This window comes from Flavobacterium araucananum, from assembly GCF_002222055.1.
In the GTDB taxonomy this organism is placed as follows: Bacteria; Bacteroidota; Bacteroidia; order Flavobacteriales; family Flavobacteriaceae; genus Flavobacterium; species Flavobacterium araucananum.
Genome location: NZ_MUGS01000036.1, coordinates 1 through 18,683, shown reverse-complemented (window position 1 = coordinate 18,683; position 18,683 = coordinate 1). Strand labels below are relative to the sequence as shown.

The 18,683-nt window shown below is 33.4% G+C and carries 18 protein-coding genes; 7 read left to right on the top strand and 11 right to left on the bottom strand.

The features are described from left to right. Nucleotides 1–130: 130 nt before the first annotated feature. Together B0A64_RS16780 and B0A64_RS16775 are read right to left on the bottom strand one after the other, a co-directional pair. Nucleotides 131–2,644, bottom strand: coding sequence for an outer membrane beta-barrel family protein (locus B0A64_RS16780; protein ID WP_089480656.1), 2,514 nt, complete (start codon nucleotides 2,642–2,644; stop codon nucleotides 131–133). Nucleotides 2,645–2,739: 95 nt separating this feature from the next. Further along, entirely contained in the window at nucleotides 2,740–3,084 is a 345-nt protein-coding gene (locus tag B0A64_RS16775) for an arsenate reductase family protein (RefSeq protein ID WP_089480655.1), read from the bottom strand. A 112-nt stretch (nucleotides 3,085–3,196) separates the two neighbouring features. Between B0A64_RS16775 and B0A64_RS16770 the strand changes: the two genes are divergently transcribed. The 3 genes from B0A64_RS16770 (at nucleotide 3,197) to B0A64_RS24950 (ending at nucleotide 5,444) form a co-directional block, all read left to right on the top strand. After that, nucleotides 3,197–4,129 (top strand): CPBP family intramembrane glutamic endopeptidase, encoded by a 933-nt coding sequence (locus B0A64_RS16770; RefSeq protein ID WP_089480654.1) that lies wholly within the window; start codon nucleotides 3,197–3,199, stop codon nucleotides 4,127–4,129. Between the two features lie 7 nt (nucleotides 4,130–4,136). Then, the gene (locus B0A64_RS16765; protein WP_089480653.1) at nucleotides 4,137–5,177 is read left to right on the top strand and encodes an AMP-binding protein; all 1,041 of its coding nucleotides are present in this window, start codon (nucleotides 4,137–4,139) and stop codon (nucleotides 5,175–5,177) included. Nucleotides 5,178–5,246: 69 nt separating this feature from the next. Next, nucleotides 5,247–5,444 (top strand): bacteriocin, encoded by a 198-nt coding sequence (locus tag B0A64_RS24950; RefSeq protein ID WP_109746192.1) that lies wholly within the window; start codon nucleotides 5,247–5,249, stop codon nucleotides 5,442–5,444. A gap of 63 nt (nucleotides 5,445–5,507) precedes the next feature. Here the strand turns inward: B0A64_RS24950 and B0A64_RS16760 are convergent, their stop codons facing one another. The 3 genes from B0A64_RS16760 to B0A64_RS16750 form a co-directional block, all read right to left on the bottom strand. Then, nucleotides 5,508–6,737, bottom strand: coding sequence for an RsmB/NOP family class I SAM-dependent RNA methyltransferase (locus B0A64_RS16760; protein WP_089480652.1), 1,230 nt, complete (start codon nucleotides 6,735–6,737; stop codon nucleotides 5,508–5,510). A gap of 145 nt (nucleotides 6,738–6,882) precedes the next feature. Further along, nucleotides 6,883–8,856 carry a KUP/HAK/KT family potassium transporter gene (locus B0A64_RS16755; protein ID WP_089480651.1) on the bottom strand — a complete coding sequence of 658 codons (1,974 nt, stop codon included), beginning with the start codon at nucleotides 8,854–8,856 and terminating at the stop codon, nucleotides 6,883–6,885. A gap of 134 nt (nucleotides 8,857–8,990) precedes the next feature. Then, nucleotides 8,991–10,211: a hypothetical protein gene (locus tag B0A64_RS16750; RefSeq protein ID WP_089480650.1), complete on the bottom strand. Its 1,221-nt coding sequence runs from the start codon at nucleotides 10,209–10,211 to the stop codon at nucleotides 8,991–8,993. A gap of 118 nt (nucleotides 10,212–10,329) precedes the next feature. Between B0A64_RS16750 and B0A64_RS16745 the strand changes: the two genes are divergently transcribed. Then, nucleotides 10,330–11,391 carry a WD40/YVTN/BNR-like repeat-containing protein gene (locus B0A64_RS16745; protein ID WP_089480649.1) on the top strand — a complete coding sequence of 354 codons (1,062 nt, stop codon included), beginning with the start codon at nucleotides 10,330–10,332 and terminating at the stop codon, nucleotides 11,389–11,391. Between the two features lie 78 nt (nucleotides 11,392–11,469). Here the strand turns inward: B0A64_RS16745 and B0A64_RS16740 are convergent, their stop codons facing one another. The 4 genes from B0A64_RS16740 to B0A64_RS16725 form a co-directional block, all read right to left on the bottom strand. Next, the gene (locus B0A64_RS16740) at nucleotides 11,470–11,928 is read right to left on the bottom strand and encodes a sensor of ECF-type sigma factor (protein ID WP_089480648.1); all 459 of its coding nucleotides are present in this window, start codon (nucleotides 11,926–11,928) and stop codon (nucleotides 11,470–11,472) included. Nucleotides 11,929–11,946: 18 nt separating this feature from the next. Beyond that, nucleotides 11,947–12,363 carry a hypothetical protein gene (locus B0A64_RS16735; protein ID WP_089480647.1) on the bottom strand — a complete coding sequence of 139 codons (417 nt, stop codon included), beginning with the start codon at nucleotides 12,361–12,363 and terminating at the stop codon, nucleotides 11,947–11,949. A gap of 33 nt (nucleotides 12,364–12,396) precedes the next feature. Then, nucleotides 12,397–12,939 carry an RNA polymerase sigma factor gene (locus tag B0A64_RS16730; protein WP_089480646.1) on the bottom strand — a complete coding sequence of 181 codons (543 nt, stop codon included), beginning with the start codon at nucleotides 12,937–12,939 and terminating at the stop codon, nucleotides 12,397–12,399. A gap of 63 nt (nucleotides 12,940–13,002) precedes the next feature. After that, nucleotides 13,003–14,142 (bottom strand): SRPBCC family protein, encoded by a 1,140-nt coding sequence (locus tag B0A64_RS16725; RefSeq protein ID WP_089480645.1) that lies wholly within the window; start codon nucleotides 14,140–14,142, stop codon nucleotides 13,003–13,005. A 458-nt stretch (nucleotides 14,143–14,600) separates the two neighbouring features. On the opposite strand from B0A64_RS16725, the gene B0A64_RS16715 reads away from it, so the two are divergent. Beyond that, a complete protein-coding gene (locus tag B0A64_RS16715) occupies nucleotides 14,601–14,981 on the top strand; it encodes a pyrophosphohydrolase domain-containing protein (RefSeq protein WP_089480644.1) in 381 nt (126 codons plus the stop codon). Nucleotides 14,982–15,244: 263 nt separating this feature from the next. On the opposite strand, the gene B0A64_RS16710 is transcribed toward B0A64_RS16715, so the two are convergent. Continuing rightward, nucleotides 15,245–16,315: a branched-chain amino acid aminotransferase gene (locus B0A64_RS16710; protein WP_089480643.1), complete on the bottom strand. Its 1,071-nt coding sequence runs from the start codon at nucleotides 16,313–16,315 to the stop codon at nucleotides 15,245–15,247. 309 nt (nucleotides 16,316–16,624) lie between these two features. Here B0A64_RS16710 and mnmD point away from each other — a divergent pair, with 309 nt between their 5' ends. Together mnmD and B0A64_RS25580 are read left to right on the top strand one after the other, a co-directional pair. After that, nucleotides 16,625–17,290 (top strand): tRNA (5-methylaminomethyl-2-thiouridine)(34)-methyltransferase MnmD, encoded by a 666-nt coding sequence (gene mnmD, locus B0A64_RS16705; RefSeq protein ID WP_089480642.1) that lies wholly within the window; start codon nucleotides 16,625–16,627, stop codon nucleotides 17,288–17,290. A gap of 165 nt (nucleotides 17,291–17,455) precedes the next feature. Then, entirely contained in the window at nucleotides 17,456–17,653 is a 198-nt protein-coding gene (locus B0A64_RS25580; RefSeq protein WP_017496117.1) for a hypothetical protein, read from the top strand. 32 nt (nucleotides 17,654–17,685) lie between these two features. On the opposite strand, the gene B0A64_RS16695 is transcribed toward B0A64_RS25580, so the two are convergent. Next, a complete protein-coding gene (locus B0A64_RS16695) occupies nucleotides 17,686–18,627 on the bottom strand; it encodes a LysR substrate-binding domain-containing protein (RefSeq protein WP_089480665.1) in 942 nt (313 codons plus the stop codon). Nucleotides 18,628–18,683 lie beyond the last annotated feature (56 nt).

Below are 18,683 nucleotides of genomic sequence, written 5' to 3'. Positions count from 1 at the left end.
TTTAAATTGATTTCAATAAAAAAGGACCCGTTTTTACGAGTCCTTTTTTTATGCTTTAACATTATGTTTTAAAATAATTATATAAAAAAAGACCCGTTTTCACGAGTCTTTTTTATGTTTATCTCAAAGATTATCCGGCAGGAAATTCTCCTCCGTCGCCACCACCATCATTTTTGGGTGCAGCATTTTTATCTCTGTCACTTTTGGCTTTGTTAAAGCGATAGGTAAACGATAAGTTGAATTGACGTTTACGGAATTGCATTTCGCTATAAGCGCTTTGACTTTCCTGTGTCACATCATTTTGTAGATAAGTGTAAGACTTCATGATTCGGGAGTTAAAAATGTCACTAATATTGAAGGCTATCGTCGCTTTGTCTTTCATGACATCTTTGCTAAGCGCCGTGTTCATACCAAACTGACCTAAGTTTTTACCTTGAGCCGTTTTTTGCTCACCATTATAAACCCCGCTTAATTGCCAGTCTATTTTGTATGGTAGGGTTAGTTTTGAGTTGATTCTGGCAAACCATGTATTGGCTTGATTGTCCAGATTTTGAACTACGACATTACCTTTTGTATCGGTGTACGTATTATCTCCGGTCGTTTTTACGTTGTAAAAATTGAAGTTACTGTTAACTCTCCATATTTTGAAGGGTGTATAATTAAGAGTAAACTCAAAACCAAATTTTTGCTCTCTTCCTAAGTTAATTGGGCGGCTTAAAATAACCGGAATTCCATCAACTGTCTGACCTGGCTGAGGAGTTACGACCTTACCATCAGGAGTTACAACGTCACCGGTAGGAGTTCTCACAAAGCTGAAAACATCTTTTGTGTTTTCAAAATATGCCGAGGTATTAAAAGTTACTTTGCCCCAACGTTTGATGTATCCAATATCGAATTTGTCTGTTAAAGATGGATCTAAGTCCGGATTTCCCTGAAAAATATTAACATTGCTGGAGTAATTCGTCGCAGGATTCATGAAACGTCCTCTAGGTCTTGTTAGACGCTTGCTGTAACTTGCGCTGAAACTACTTTTCTCTGAAAGTTCGTAGCTTACAAATGCGCTCGGAAACAAATTGTTGTATTTTTTTGTGTTGAAATTATTAGTATCTAACAGATTTACCTGAATATTGGTGTCTTCCCAACGCAAACCAAATAAATAAGAAAACTTATTGACTTTGAAGCCGTATTGTGTGTAAATTGCGTTTATGTTTTCCTTGTACTCTAAAGTATTTGATAATTTTGGATCAGGGTTGTTTAGATTGTCGGTTATTATATATTTATTGTTCAGGTCGCCAAAACTTCCTTTATATCCGGCCTCAAATTGACTTCCTTCGCCTAATGGCAATACGTAATCTGTTTGTAATAATACTTGTTTCTGAACCTGATCGTTCAGGGTGCTATTGACATTTGGTGATGCTGTGATGAGACTATTACTATCGTCTGTATTTCTGGAAACCGATAAATCGGCAGTAAGTTTATGTCCTTTATTGTTAAAATTCTTGATTAAGTTTGACGTATATTCTACATTTTCACTCGCGGTAACACCATCATTAAATCGGTATGAATTGCTTGTAAAATCATGTGTTGCGCCAAAATTACTATAAGTGATATTATCTCTTGTGTCGCCGGAATTCTTTTGGTAATTAATAGCATTTGTCCAAAACGTATTTGGAGCAACAGTCCATTCTATACCTGCTCTTCCGTTAAATCCGTCAGAAGTTCTTTTAGTATCACGATCCTCGTCAAGGTATCCTTTTGGAGTTCCGTCAGCATTAAAATATCCTGTATTGGTTAAGCCTGCACCTTCGCTTGTTCTGCGGTTGTAACCAAGAGTTGTGAAGTAGTTTAATTTCTCTGTTTTATAATTTAAATTACCACTTAAACCATACGTTTCCGGAAGACCTGTAGAGGCTATAAAAGTTCCGTTTAAACCTTGATTTTTTCCTTTTTTAAGAATGATATTAATGATTCCTGATCCACCTTCGGCATCGTAACGGGCTGATGGATTGGTGATAACTTCGACTTTGTCAATAGCATCGGCCGGAAGCTGGCGTAATGCTTCGGCAACGTTTATTGCGTTTGAAGGTCTTCCGTCAATTAAGATTCGGATATTATCACTTCCTCTTAAACTTACGTTTCCTTCTGTATCAACAGAAACAGATGGTACATTGTCTAAAACGTCACTTACAGTTCCGCCTTTTACCATCATATCCTGACCAACGTTGTATACTTTTTTATCCAGTTTTATGTCTACTGTCGACTTTTCGGCACGAACTACAACTTCATTTAATTGTGCTGCATCTTCAGATAGATTAACAACGCCTAAATTAGTATCGCCCTGAATTGTTTTTCCTTTTATTTCGGTTGCTTTAAACGAGATAAATTCAACTTTTATATCGTACGTTCCCGGAGCAATTGCGACATCAAATTCACCTTTTGGATTAGTTATTCCACCTGCAATGACTTTGGTGTCATTTGGGGCAGTGATCGAAATCGTGGCATATTCAAGAGGTTGTTTACTAATTTTTTCGAAAACTTTTCCCGTAACCTTTACTTTGTTTGTGGCAGGTGGTCCCTGCTGTCCATAGTTGTAAAAACTTGTAAGAAAGAATACAAGCAATACAGCAAATTTGATTTGTTTCATTTTTATTTTTGGTTTCAATTAATCTTTAGATGGCAAATGTAGCTTTTGGTTTAAAGAGAAAAATCACAAAAATATGTTAATTTGATTCTTTATAATCAATCTAAAAAAGAAGCTACCAGCTCTAAATCCCGTCCTATAATCGCTTTTCCGTCTTTGATCACAATTGGGCGCTCTATTAAAATTGGATTAGCTGTCATAGCCTGAATAATCTGGTCATTCGTAAGTTCTTTGCCTTTGTAATTATCGATCCATATTTTTTCTTTAACACGTACTAATTGAACAGGTTGCAGATTTAGTTTTTCAAGTAGCACTTTTAGTTCATCAAAAGTTGGTGTTTCTGTGAGGTACGGGATAATTTCGTATTCCTGATTGGTTTGTTCAATAAAAGCCAGACAGTTTCTGGATTTTCCGCAACGTGGATTATGGTAAATTTGTATCATTTTATTATATTTAGACTGTTGTAAGATAATTAAACTAAAATTTAGGTATTTTAGCAAGACCAAAAATAAGATTTACTTATCAATTCGAATTCTCATTTTTAAATTATTATATATGTTTTTAGAACAAGGAATTAAACCTCAAAATAAATTCTGGTTGTATCTTATAGGATCCGTTTTAATTATTATTGCGTCGTTTATTGGTCAAATTCCTTTTTCGGTTGCAGTATTGTATAAAAGCTTTAATAGTAAAAGTGCTTTTCCAACAGATAATGCTGCTGTTATGAAAATGTTTGAACCTAATCTTACTTTGTTTTTGGTCATGATTTCTTTTGCTTTTGCACTGGCGGGAATTTATTTTGTTGTAAAATATCTACATCACCAGACCTTTTTATCAGTAACCACATCCCGGGAAAAAGTAGATTGGAAACGTGTTGCTTTTTCATTTGTTTTATGGTCAGTTTTTACTCTGTTAAGTTTCTTGTTTGTATACTATAAGTCTCCCGGGAATTTTATCTGGAATTTTAAATTAATTCCTTTCTTGATTTTAGTTATCACAGGGTCAATATTGATACCAATACAAACGAGCACTGAAGAATATGTTTTTAGAGGATATCTCATGCAGGGATTTGCCAATTTGGCTCAAAACAGATGGTTTCCGCTCCTGATGACATCGCTTATATTTGGTTCTATGCATATTTTTAATCCGGAAGTGGCAAAAATGGGCTATGTTATCATGATTTACTACATAGGAACCGGATTGTTTTTAGGAATTATCACGCTTATGGATGAAGGAATCGAATTGGCTTTAGGTTTTCATGCCGCCAATAATTTAATTGGTGCTCTGTTGGTTACGTCAGATTGGTCTGTTTTTCAGACCCATTCTATATTTAAAGATCTGTCAGAACCCTCAGCGGGACTGGATGTTATATTGCCCATTGTTGTTATTTATCCTGTTTTGCTTTTTATATTTAATAAAAAGTACAAATGGAACAACTGGAAAGAAAAGTTAACTGGTAAAATAAATGTTGTAGAAATTTCAAATTAATATAGTCATGTCAAAATTAACGCATAAAAATGTTCATAATTATTTTAAATTAAATGGTTATCATTTAAACGGAATAGAATTGAGCCGAGTGGGATATAGCTATATCAAAGAAGGGGATGTGTACGAAAGGGCAATTGGTGAATTTTTGCTGGATTGGTTCGATGAGAAGGAATATATCGAAATGACGACATCCGGTACAACAGGACTTCCTAAATTGGTTCGGTTAGAAAAGCAAGCCATGATTCAGTCTGCATTGGCTACAGGAGATTTTTTTGGTTTAGAGCCGGGTAATAAAGCTTTATTGTGTTTGCCAACACAATTTATAGCGGGTAAAATGATGTTGGTTCGAAGTCTGATTTTAGGTTTAGATATCGATGTGGTATCACCAAGTACAGATCCGTTGGCATTGAATAGAACTAAATATGATTTTGTTGCTATGGTACCTTTGCAGGTTCAAAACTCTATCGAAAAACTTCATAACGTCAAGAAGTTGATTATTGGTGGTGCTAAAATAGATAGCGCGCTCGAAGGGCAGCTTTTACCCTTAAAGACTGAAATCTATGAAACGTACGGAATGACCGAAACAATTACGCATATCGCTGCAAAAAGAGTAGGCGAGAGTGTATTTTCGATTTTACCAAATGTGAAAATTGCTAAAGATGATCGAGATTGTTTAGTGATTTCTGTTTCTTCTATTTCCAACGAGCCAATTGTTACCAATGATCTTGTAGAATTGATAAACGAAAACCAGTTTATTTTTTTAGGAAGAATAGATAATGTAATCAATAGTGGAGGAGTAAAACTCATTCCGGAACAAATAGAAGCAAAACTAATTGGTAAAATTGATGCCAGATTTTTTGTTACAGGAATTCCGGATACGATTTTGGGCGAAAAATTAATTTTGGTTATTGAAGGAGAAAAGCAAGAATTTGCGTCTGATTTTTTTGATGTTCTTGGGAAATTTGAAAAACCAAAAGAAATTGTTTTTGTTCCAAAATTTAAGGAAAACGAAAATGGTAAGTTGTTGCGTAAACCGAGTTTAACTTAATTTTTGGTTTTTTATATATGTAAGAAAAATTAGCTATCTTTAAAAAGTATTAACTTAAAAAAGATAACTATGAAACTTATTTTAAATCTTCCAAATGTTCAGGTGCTAAGCAAGAATGAACTAAAACAAATTAAGGGTGGTAATTATATTTATTCTCTTAATGGTTATAAACTGGACTGTTCTAAACCTCTTGTTGAGCGACCTTCCTGTGATCCTTACAATATACCAACATTTTGTTTAATTTCGCCAGATATGTGCCCGGTTTAATACTATAAAAAAAGCCTTTAGAAAATAATCTAAAGGCTTTTTTTATAGGTATAGCAGTTAGATTTATTCTTTAACTACTGCATCTTTACGTTCTAACAACGCCATATAAAATCCGTCGAAACCTGACTCAGAAGCCAGAATTTTACGATCTTTAATGAAGGTAAATTGTTTTCCGATTTCAGTTTTTAAGAATTTTTCTACTTGCTCCTGATTTTCTGATGGTAGTACAGAACAAGTTGCATAAACTAATTTTCCGCCTGGTTTTACAATTTTAGAATAGCTTTCTAAAACCTCTGCCTGTACTTTACGGATATTATCAATAAATTCAGGTTTCAATTTCCATTTGGCATCCGGATTTCTTTTTAGAACTCCTAAACCGCTACAAGGCGCATCAATTAGAACACGATCTGCTTTTTCGTGTAATTTTTTGATCACTTTTGTAGTGTCAATAATTCTGTATTCAATATTAAAAGCGCCATTTCTTTTAGCTCTTAATTTTAATTGTTTTAGTTTGCTTTCATACAAATCCATTGCAATCAATTGTCCTTTGTTTTCCATCAAAGAGGCAATGTGCAATGTTTTTCCTCCGGCTCCGGCGCAAGTATCTACGACACGCATTCCTGGTTTGACATCCAGAAAACCGGCAACCAATTGTGAGTTTGCATCCTGAACCTCAAAAAGTCCTTGTTTAAAAGCGTCTGTCAAAAATACATTCGCTCTTTCTTTTAAGACTAAAGCTTCAGGTTGATCTTTTAAATATTCTGTTTCAATATTCAAATCCATCAACGTGTTTCTCAGGCTTTCCTTAGTTCCTTTAAGCGTATTGGTTCTTAAAATAACTTTGGCAGGTTGGTTTTGAGCCGCAATTTCTGTAGCCCAAACTTTTTCGCCTAATTCTTTTACACCCAATTCATCCATCCAGTCCGGAATAGATTCTTTTAATGCTCTAACTTTCGAAAGTTCATCAAAACGTCCTTTTATTTTTCTTTCAGGAGTTCCTTCCAATTGTTTCCAATCCGGAATTGGATATCCTCTTAAAACTGCCCAAACTGCAAACATTCGCCATAAATTCTCTCTGTCAAAAGGTTCTTTTACTTCTGCAATTTCTGCGTATAATCGTTTCCAACGAACAATTTCGTATATCGTTTCAGCAACAAACTTCCTGTCAGAACTTCCCCAACGTTTGTCTTTTTTTAATGCTCTTGCTACCACTTTATCCGCATATTCTCCTTCATTGAAAATTGCATTTAAAGAATCGATGGTAGTATAAACTAAATTTCTGTGTAATCTCATTTTAATTATTTGAGTTGCAAAGGTACTATTAATTGATTGAAAGTTAAATTTTTAATTCTGATTGTTGATTTAACCTTCTTTAAAAAGAAAAAAAACACTCTAATAAAGTTTAAAAGAGTGTTTTTGAATGTATTTTATAAATGATTTATTTTATAATTCGGGTCAATCCGATGTTTTCCGGAGCATGAAGCACCATAGGGAATTTCTCTATTTTTACCGAACTACTGTCCAAACCAAAAGCTCTTTCTTCAGACAAACTCAGTTTCTTGATAAAGAAATAAGAGTTCATGATAATGTTTTCGTGCCATCTTAAATCGTTGTCATTCGATAAAAATTTCTCAGACAATACAAACTTAAAGTCACCAATAATATTGTTTTTGTTTAGTGATTCATAACGGCTTGTTATATCTACTTCGCCACGTTTTACCATATCGCGAATTACTTCTCTAAACATCAAATTGATTTTGGTAGGTTCTCTGAATCCTAAATTAAAATCGATTCTGTAAATATCATCTTTTGCAATTTCGGTCACTTTATATTGTGTTTTATAAGGCTCAGTCAAAATATTTACATGTACAAACCAGTAGATATCAGCTCTTTTTGGACGTTTTTGCAAGATCGAATAAATAACTTTTTCCTCTAGTTCGTCTACACGATTTGCATTGGTCATATAAACCAAATGTGTTGCATATTTAGGGATCGATAAGTCTTCGCTTAACTCCATTAATACTTTTTTATAATCGTCGATTTTGATGATTTTAGTATAGCTTTTGTTAATTTTCTTAGCCAGATACCAGATTGTCATGATCGATATAAGCAAAGCAGCGATGATTAAAGTTACGTAACCGCCCTCGGCAAATTTGGTGATGTTAGCAATCAAAAAGCTAAATTCTATAAGAAGATAAATCGTGATAAGCGGAACCATTAAATACAGTTTTACTCTTTTCATTATCAAATAATAATTAAGTAAAATAGTGGTCATGATCATACATAAAATGATAGCAAGACCGTAGGCATGCTCCATGTTTCCTGATTTTTGAAAGTGTAAAACGATTCCAACACAACCAAAAAACAATAACCAGTTGATCGACGGGATATACAGTTGTCCTTTGACTTCAGTAGGATATTTGATTTTTACTTTTGGCCAGAAATTCAATCGCATTGCTTCGTTTATCAATGTAAATGAACCGCTAATAAGTGCTTGAGAAGCAATTACAGCTGCAAGAGTTGCTACCACAATTCCAAACGGAAGAAACCAATGAGGCATAATCAGATAAAAAGGATTTCCGTTTTCTCCGCCTAATTGTTGTAGTGTACTTCCTTCATGATGTATTAAATAAGCCGCCTGACCAAAATAATTTAATACCAAGGTTGTTTTTACAAATATCCAGCTAATTCTAATGTTTTTTCTACCGCAGTGTCCCATGTCAGAGTACAATGCCTCGGCACCCGTTGTACATAAAAATACAAATCCAAGTACAAAGAAACCATCCGGATGAATCGATAGTAAATGATAAGCATAGTAAGGATTTACAGCTTTTATTACCTCTGGATGACTTAGAATCTGAATCGTTCCAAGGGTTCCCAACATGGCAAACCAAATAAGCATCATGGGTGCAAAAAACTTCCCAACGAGCTTGGTTCCAAATTGTTGTATGGTAAATAAAATAAATAGAATTCCGATAACAATATAAACAATTGTCTCCGTTTCCATTGTAGGATAAAACGCTCTAATTCCTTCAACTGCAGAAGATATCGAAATAGGGGGCGTTATAATTCCGTCGGCAAGCAGTGCACTTCCACCAATTATGGCGGGCACAATGAGCCATTGAATTTTGGTTTTTTTGACTAAGGCATACAAGGCAAAAATCCCACCTTCGCCATGATTATCAGCACTTAAGGTGATAAGGACATACTTAATGGTAGTTTGCAAAGTCAGAGTCCAAAAAACGCATGAAATTCCACCTAAAACAATATCAGAATTTATGGCATAATCACCAAGTATGGCTTTCATTACATATAATGGCGAAGTACCAATATCCCCATAAATAATTCCTAATGTTATCAATAAACCTCCTATAGACAACTTACTATGTAAGTTTTTATGCGATGCGCTCATGTATGTTTTTATAAAAGACGGTTGCAAATTTACTGTTTTAAAACAAATTAGCGTCAATTATAATTAAAAAGATAAAAAAAAGCACAATCGTTAAATTGTGCTTTAGTTTTTTATTTAGAAATGCGAATTTAATATTAACCTCTTCTTCCTTCGCCACCTCTTGATCCGGAACTACTTTCTCTTTGTGGCTGGCTGCCTCTGGACTCCTGACTTGCTCTTGGAGATTCTGAACGTTGCGTGTTTTCAGGTCTTGGTGAGCTTGTTCTGTTTTCTGAATAGTTTCTCGGAGCTTCTGTTCTTTGTACAGAAGAACCTCTGTTGTTATTCATATCACTTTGAGAATTTCCTCTGGACATATTGCCATTGTTCTGGCTGTAATCTCTTCTATTGTCTGTTCTTTGAGTGTTGTCAACTCGTACCGGATTATTTGGTGTGGTCGTATAATCTCTGCCTGTCGAAGTTGCACGATTTGTATTGTAACTTCTGTCGGTAGTACCTCTGTTATCAGCATAGTTTCTGGTTGGAGTTGTATTATCCGGAGTAGAAACTCTTCCTGAATTCGATCTGTTTGTGCTGTAGTTGTTGTTCTGAGTTCTGTTATAATCTCTACTTGCAACACGTCTTTGATCCAGATCGTATCTGTTGGTTACATTGTAATGTCTTTGAGCAAAGCTATTATCTGGGCGTCTGGTTTCGTAACCGTAAGTACGTCTTGATTCGTACATAACAGGAGCTATGTAACTTCTTCTTGTGCTTACATAATTATAATGGTTGTTTACGTTGATACATACATTGATGTTGTTTCTGTATCTGTAAATAGGATAAGGTGTCCAGGCAGCATAATAAGTAGGATAATAGTTCCATGTCCATGCAGAACAATATGGGCGGTAATTTCTAGCCCAAAATGAAGCATATATTACAGGAGTTACATTATAAACCGGCTCATAAATATAGTTCGCTCCGTATAGGTAAGTGTTTCCTACAACCTGCACATTTACTCTATTATAATTATCTCTCTCTACATCGATTGTAGCGATGTCCTGATATACGTCTCGGTCTAAAACCGCCTGGATAATTACAACGTGAGTTCTGGCTTCGACAGATTCGATTACGCGCAAATAATCAACTTCGTTATCCCCGTTTAAATCAAGATTTGATATTTGATATTTAGGATCATTTAAGCGTCTTTCAAAATCCTGAAGATTTGCTGATTCTCCAAACATAGAAGCTACAGCTCTTAAATCTAAATTATCGCTTATATCTGAATTCTTCGCATAAACAGTAGTTTGGCTTTGTACTTGTACAGAACTAAAACCTAGTGCTAACAGGGCTATAAATAGTAGTTTAGTTTTCATTTTTAAATCATATTAAGATTAATATTCTGGGATATCCAATTACTGTGCCAGAAAAAAACACCCAACTTATTTACTGTGTTAGAAATAATTGTATTTTAGCACCAAAAAACTAATTTATATGAGAAAAGTAATATTATTTTGCGGTGTTTTTATTTTGTTTATGTCTTTTAAAACGCTGCATTATAGTGATAAAATAGAATTAAATGGTTATTTTTCAAGTGTGCAGATTGATACATTATTTAAGGATAAAATAAGCATTCGCGCCATATTAATTGATAAAAATAAGGTTTGGTACGGAGGTGATAATTCTCGTTTTGGCTATTATGACTTAGATAAAAATGAGAAATTCGAAGACCATATTTATCGTGATACTTTAAAATTAGAATTTAGAAGTATAGCCCAGACTTCAAACGATGTATATTTGTTAAGTGTAGGAAATCCTGCATTACTTTATCAGGTTTCTAAAAAAAATCAAAAAGTAAAATTAGTTTATAAAGAAATTCATTCGAAAGTGTTTTACGACAGTATGCAATTTTGGAATGATAAAGAAGGAATTGCTGTTGGTGATCCTACAGAAGATACTTTTTCAGTAGTTATTACACGTGATGGTGGAGAAACCTGGACTAAATTACTATCAGACAAATTGCCTACAAATGCACAGGGCGAAGCAGCTTTTGCCGCCAGTAACTCTAATATTGTAGTAAAAGGAAACGAAACCTGGATTGTCTCGGGTGGAAAAAAAGCAAGGATTTTTTATTCTCCTGATAAAGGAAAAACCTGGAAAGTTATTGATACGCCTATGGTTCAGGGAAAAGAAATGACAGGAATTTTTACAGCTGATTTTTATGATGCAAAATCCGGTTTTATAGCAGGAGGAGATTATGAGTTTCCGGATCAAAAAAAGGATAATAAAGCTTTTACCAAAGATGGAGGAAAGACTTGGGAATTAATTGGACAAAATGAAGGTTTTGGATATGCTTCCTGTGTACAGTATGTTCCGGGTAGTAATGGTAGCCAATTGGTTTGTGTGGGATCAGGAGGATTACAATATTCAACAGATAATGGAGCTTCATGGGTACAGTTGTCTAATGACAGCCAGCTTTTTACAATCCGTTTTTTAAATAAAAATACTGCAATAGCAGCAGGTTATAATAAATTGGTTCGAATTCATTTTAAATAAAAATAACAAGACCCCTAAATAATAAAGTAAGTATTATTATATAGGGGTCTTATCGCTATTGTTTATTTTGATTTTTTTTTACTTATTACCGGCTTTATCACGGTATTGCTTTAATAACTTTTTATTAAAATCATCTTCAGATTTTTTAAGCTTTAATATCTTCTTTGCTGATAGTATCTTTTTTATATTACTATTGTATTTGTCACGCAAAAGATATAATTCTTTGTCAGTACTTTCCATTTGCGACAGGAGCGAAGCAGCCTCTTTTTCAGACATTGCACCAATGCTCTCATCGTCTAGCTTGCTTAAGTACATTTTCATTTTTTCATGACGCAATTCAAATTGTTTATCATCAAATGCATTATAAATGGGCCAGAATTTTTCTGCTTCTGTAGAACTTAACTCAAGTTCTGTCGTTAGAAAAGAAACTTTGTACGCTTTAACTTTTTCACGCTTTTCATCTGTTTTTTCATTTTGTGCATAAAATGAAAAAGTAGTAAAGAATAGAATTATCGGTAATATGTTTTTAATTTTCATTGTATGATATTTATGTTTTTATTCTGAAATTAAATTTTCAATATTTGAATTTGTTGCCAAAACATCCTCTATTGTTTCATCTTCTATAGGAACATTTTTGCTAAGTTCGTTAATATCTTTTGTATCTAATTTTTGAATCAAATCATATTGATTTAAATTAGACTGATAGGCTAAATAAGTTTCCAGGGTATCTTCATCCAGATCTTTAGATGTGTTGTTGTAATTGCTGATTACCGGAATCATCAGGGCAATAAATACTACGGCCGCCGCAAGGATCGAAAGTACTTTTTTACGTCTGTAAATTGGAATTACTTTTACTTCTTCCTTTTCATTTATTTGCTGTAGAATTTTTGTCGAAAAATCATCAAAGTAATCCTCCGGAGTTTTAAATCCAGTTACTATTTTCGGTTCGTTTTCTAATTTAAATGCTTTCATAATGTCTATAAGATATGTTTTATAACAAAAGGTTTAATTTGAAGTAACATATAATTCAATTTTTTTTACTGCGTGATGATATGATGCTTTCAATGCACCAACTGAAGTTCCTAAAATTTCTGCGATTTCCTCGTATTTTAATTCCTGAAAATATTTCATTTTAAAAACCAACTGTTGCTTTTCGGGCAAAGTTACAATGGCTTTTTGAAGTTTTATCTGAATTTCGTCTCCATCAAAATAAACATCAGCTTTTAGATTGTCTATGGTTTTGTTTTGTAAATCTTCAGAAGTAACTCCGTTTAGTTTTGCTTTTTGATTTAAAAAAGTCAAAGCCTCATTGGTTGCAATTCGATACATCCAGGAAAAAAGTTTGCTTTCTCCCTTAAAATTCTTCAAATTCTGAAAAACTTTTACAAAAGTATTCTGCAATACATCATCTGTATCATCATGATTCAAAAGGATATTTCGAATATGAGCATACAATGGCTTTTGATAATCAGACAAGAGTGTTTGAAACGCTGTATTTTGCGTTTTAGGATTTAATAGCTGTTGTATAAATTCCTTCTCGTCTGTCAAATTTTTTTGATTTATCTTAATTTAGAACGAATTTTAAACAAAAGGTTTGATAACCTGATTATTTTAGAATTCTGACTGCTCTTCTTCTGTAGATTTTGGAGTAGTTTTAGGTGTTTCTGCAGGTTTTGCAGCTGCAGGTTCTGTCTCTGATCTGTAAACAGGTGCTTTGACAACCGGAATTGGTTTTGGTTTTATCGGGTAATAAATTTCGGTCATTAACTTAGACGGACTTTTTACGTCTAGTTTGCTAATGGTTAGAATTTCAAGATGTGACCAGTTTAAATCCAGTGTTATTTTTTCTTTGTTTACAAAAGCATTGCTTTTGGCAATTGCCTGGTTAAGATGGGTGTAATCACCTTTTAGAGTTGTTTTGACCGCTTCGAAACCATTCAGAGTCCCTCCAGAAATATCACTTCCTGATGTTGTCATGATTTCTTTGTTTGTAGGTAAACAAATAGAAATTTTTGCTAATCCGGTTGTTGTGTCGTAAGTATGGTAAATAATAAAAGGTTTTCCGTTTGTAGACAAGCCATTGTTTCGACTAAACTCGATAAGTTTCGGAATTACAACTCTTGCATTTTTATTTACTTTAGAAATTTCGCTTGTAAAAGTTTGTTTGATGTAAGGAGTTTCGATTTTTTTGACAACACCATTTACATCAACCGAGAAAGTTTTAGTCTCATAATCCAGGTTCTTGTCAATATTTGCAAGGCTTTTTTCGTAGATAGTACCTATAACTTTATCAGAACCTCCGTTAAGAGCGGTATAAACTTTGAATAAAAAGCTCATTGTTCCGGATGCTTTCCAGGTAACTTTCGTTTTTCCTGCCAAAGTATCTTTAAACGTCCAGTTTATGTCAGCTTCAGTTCCGTTATATTTCATTTTTTGATCAATGCTTTCACCGTCCTTTGTTTTTAGCGTGATTGCATTTCCTTTTCCGTCTTCTCCGGCCCAATAATATGAAGCACCGTTTCCGACTGTTTTACTTGGAAACGTCATTTTTATTGAAGGATCTTCCGCTGTCCACGATTCAAAATCTTCGTAGTTTCTAAAATCATTTATATAATTGTAAACTGTTGCTTTTGGCGAATTGATCACTTTGCTTCTTTCAACAGAAAAAATCCCTTTTTGAGTAGCAACAAAAACAGTGAGTGCAACTAAGCTTAATAATAATAGCAGGAATAAATATTTCAGAATCTTCATTGTAGTCAGTTATTTTGTGTCGTAAAGTTATAAATTTTATTACGAGTCATGTTAATTGTAGCGCAATAAAAGTACACTTTATAAAATTATTAAGGTCAATAAAAGCTTTAAATAAAACGTTTTTAAAGAAGTTTAATTGTAAGACTTCAAAAATTACTTATTTTAAATGTAGCAATAAATTTATGTAATTATCTTTTAAAGAAAAATTTGATCACAAATAATATAGCAATAAAAAGCAAGAATACAATTAGTACTTTATAATTTCCTTTGTAGAAAACTTTGTGCAATGCAAGATCTTTTCGATAAGCAAATATCATTACGATTACAAATGCAATAAAAAAACAGAGTGCGAATATTAATTGTCCTTGACTAAACATAGTAAAAATTATTTTCGACAAATTTAGAGAATTGTATACGAATAGTTGCTAATTTGCCGGTTCATTTAATCAAATAAAATCATGAGAAAACAACTTGATGCGGTTACTGAATTTCATACTGCTTTTAAAATAGGTCACAGCCAAACACCAATTGCCGATTTGGGTGAGACTAAAAAAATACTTCGTTATAATTTGATGAAAGAGGAAAACGAGGAATATCTGGAAGCAGTACAAAATAATGATTTAGTCGAAATCGCTGACGCTCTTGGAGATATGATGTATATTTTGTGCGGAACAATAATCGAACACGGTTTGCAGGATAAAATCGAAGCTGTTTTTGATGAAATTCAGCGTAGTAATATGAGTAAACTTGGAGAAGATGGGCAACCAATTTACAGAGAAGACGGAAAGGTCATGAAAGGACCTAATTATTTTAAGCCTGATTTTTCTAAATTATTGTAAAATAAATTCTGTTTAATTTTTTTTTTTCACGCAGATTTTGCAGATCGAGCAGATTTTATTATGCTGTTTGAGTGTAGTTTGTCATTTCGACGAAGGAGAAATCTTCGCAATGAACTCCGTTTCTAAAAGTGGCCAATCTTTGTCGAGCTTCTCGCAAGGATTTCTCCTTCGTCGAAATGACAAGATTGTGTTTAATTATATAAAATATAAAACCCGACAAATTTTTAAAATCTGTCGGGTTTTTATATTTAAATAGCTTTGGCTTATTGCACCTTTACAGTCCAGCCAAAAGTATCTTCAGAAAGTTTGTTTTGAAGACTTGTTAATTTTTCTTTTAAAAGAGAGGCGTATGAGTCCTCAACCGGAGCCATTTCATAATAAACATCCTGATAAGAGAAACCTTTAATAACACTGATAACAGCGGCTGTTCCGGCTCCAAAAATTTCTTTTAGTGATCCGTTTTTTGCAGCTTCTACCAATTCTGAAACAATTACAGAACGAACATCTACTTTAAGACCTTCTTTTTCTGCCATAGCAATCAAACTTTTTCTGGTAATACCGTCTAAGATTCTTTCGCTTGTAGGAGCAGTCAATAAGGTATCATTAATTCTAAAGAAAACGTTCATTGTGCCCGCCTCTTCTAGTTTAGTATGTGTTGCATCATCTGTCCAGATAACCTGTTGAAAACCATCTTTATTGGCTAAGTTTGTTGGGTAAAACTGTGCAGCATAATTTCCTGCCGCTTTTGCAGCTCCAATTCCGCCATTTGCAGCTCTGCTGTAATGTTCAGCAATAATAACTTTTACCTCACCGGCATAATAAGATTGTGCAGGAGAAAGTAAAATCATGAATTTATATTCGTCAGAAGGATTCGCAACAACACCAGCGCCTGTAGCAATCATAAACGGACGAATGTACATGCTGCTTCCGTTTCCTCTTTGAATCCACTCCTGATCAATTTTTAATAATTCATTCAAACCATCCATAAAAATAGCTTGCGGAACTTCCGGCATTGCCATACGAACTGCAGAATTATTAAAACGTTTAAAGTTTTCGTCAGGTCTAAACAACCAAACATCGTTATTGTCATCTTTGTAAGCTTTCATACCTTCAAAAATAGCTTGTCCGTAATGAAAGACTTTTGAAGAAGGATCCATCAAAATTGGAGCATAAGGCTTAATGACAGGATTTTGCCACTCTCCATTTTTAAAATCACATTCGAATAAATGGTCTGTAAAAACAGAACCAAAGCTTAGGTTTTGAAAGTCTACTCCGCTTATTTTTGACGAAGTCGCTTTTCTGATTTCAATTTTGCTTGTTTGAGTTGTACTCATAATTATGTAAAGTTTTTTGTAATTTTCATTACTATTAGAAAGATCCTAAAGCAATGATTTGGTGTGAAATAGAAATTAATAAATGCAAAATTAAGTAAAAATAAGTAATTTGCTTAGTAAAACTGCATTATTTATGCCCTTTAACTGAGATTTGTTTATCCTATAATAAAGTCAAAAAATTAAGATAGTTTTATAAAGAATTTATGAAAAAACAACCGTTTTTTAAGGCTTTACGCATTTGTTTTGATTAAATTTGACTCTTAAAATATCTTGAATACCAATAAAATCAGACTGTAAATTCCTAAAAAAGTGAAAAGAGAAATAATTAAAACGCTAGATGGTTCAACAACAATTCATTTGCAGGAATGGGACGAATGTTATCATTCGAAACACGGAGCAATTCAGGAAGCAAAACATGTTTTTATAAAAAACGGACTTTCATTGTTTGAAAATAAGCAGGTTACTATTCTTGAAATTGGGTTTGGTACCGGTTTAAATGCTTTTATTACTTTTTTAGAAACAACTCAAAAAAATCAGAAGATTGATTATGTTGGAGTAGAGGCTTATCCGGTAGCAGCTACAGAGGTTTTGGCAATGAATTATGTTGCCGAATTGGAAGCAAAGGAGTATGCAGCAGTTTTTGAAAAAATGCATGAATGCGAATGGAATGAAAAAATAGGAATTAGTGCTGATTTTTCGTTAACCAAAAGAAAACAATTTTTTGATGAAATAAACGATTTTGAAATTTTTGATTTGATTTACTTTGACGCCTTCGGATATCGGGTGCAACCGGAGTTGTGGAGTACTGAAATTTTCAGGAAAATGTACAACAGTTTAAAGCCAAATGGAGTATTGGTAACATACGCAGCGAGAGGTGTTGTTAAAAGAAGTATGATAGAAGTTGGATTTACGGTCGAAAAGCTGGCTGGTCCCCCCGGAAAACGAGAAATGTTTCGAGCCACTAAAAACGTTTAAATGAGTTGTTTAGAATGGTTCTATATTGATTTATGTATATTAAGAAAACGTATTCGTTGATAAATTTTTTAAAATAATAAGTTAAAATGAGTACTTATGAATGATATTTGATTAAATTTGTGCGAGTTTAAAAATAGAGATAACCCCCGAAAATCTTATTTTATTATGTCTAAAATGATGTTTGATTACACGAAATCAATACTTGAGAGAGTAAGTTTCGACCCGATACTTTTTTGTAAAGAATTAGAAAAAGCTATTAAAACACTGTTACCATACGAAATGGAACAATTGCAAGAATGGTTATTAAATTTTATTATCGAAAAGCCAGAACTAAAACAAAGTTTACTACTGATCAAAGTATAAAAAAAGGAGCCAATTGGCTCTTTTTTTTATGATTACTTTTTTTGTAGCGGACTTATGATCTGAACATTCTGAAAAACAATTGCTCCTTTTACAACGCCGGCAATGGTAGATCTTAGTGCGTCGATAATTTGCATTTTTAATTCACTTTTAGGGTAAATTAAACTTACCTCACGAGCAGGTTTAGGCTCTTTAAAGTTTCGTAGTTTTAGCTTATCAGAATCTTTTAAGTCTAAAGTATGCAAGTACGGAAGTAACGTTGTACCCAATCCTTCATCGGCTAATTTTATCAGGGTTTCAAAACTTCCGCTTTGGATCTGAAAATTATTCTGATCAATATCAGTACCGTGTTTGCACAAATTCAAAATACCGTCTCTAAAACAATGTCCGTCCTGCAAAAGCAAAATTTCATTAATATTTAAATCGGCAATTTCAATTTCATCTTTCTGAAAACTTGCATGATGTTCCGGTATGTAAGCCACAAATGGCTCAAAATACAAAACAATTTCTTTTATTTTTTCGTCTTCCAGCGGGGTAGCAGCAATTGCAGCATCAAGATGACCATTTTTTAATTTTATAATAATTTCGTCTGTGTTCAGCTCTTCAATCAAAAGTTTTACTTTTGGATATTTCTTGATGAAGTTGTTTAAAAACATTGGCAAAAGCGTAGGCATAATTGTCGGGATAATTCCCAAACGAAATTCTCCTCCAATAAAACCTTTTTGCTGCTCTACGATATCTTTTATTCGATCTGCTTCGTTCACAATATTCTTTGCCTGATTGACAATTTTTTGACCAATATCAGTAAGTTGGATGGGTTTTTTGCTTCTGTCGAAAATTAAAATATTAAGCTCTTCTTCAATTTTTTGAATCTGCATACTTAAGGTAGGCTGGGTAACAAAGCATTTTTCGGCAGCAAGTGTAAAATTTTTATGTTCTGCAACAGCTAACACATATTGTAATTGAGTGATCGTCATTTTGATAGTATTTTGTGATGCAAAAATAAGAAAATATAATTTTTTTTTATAATATT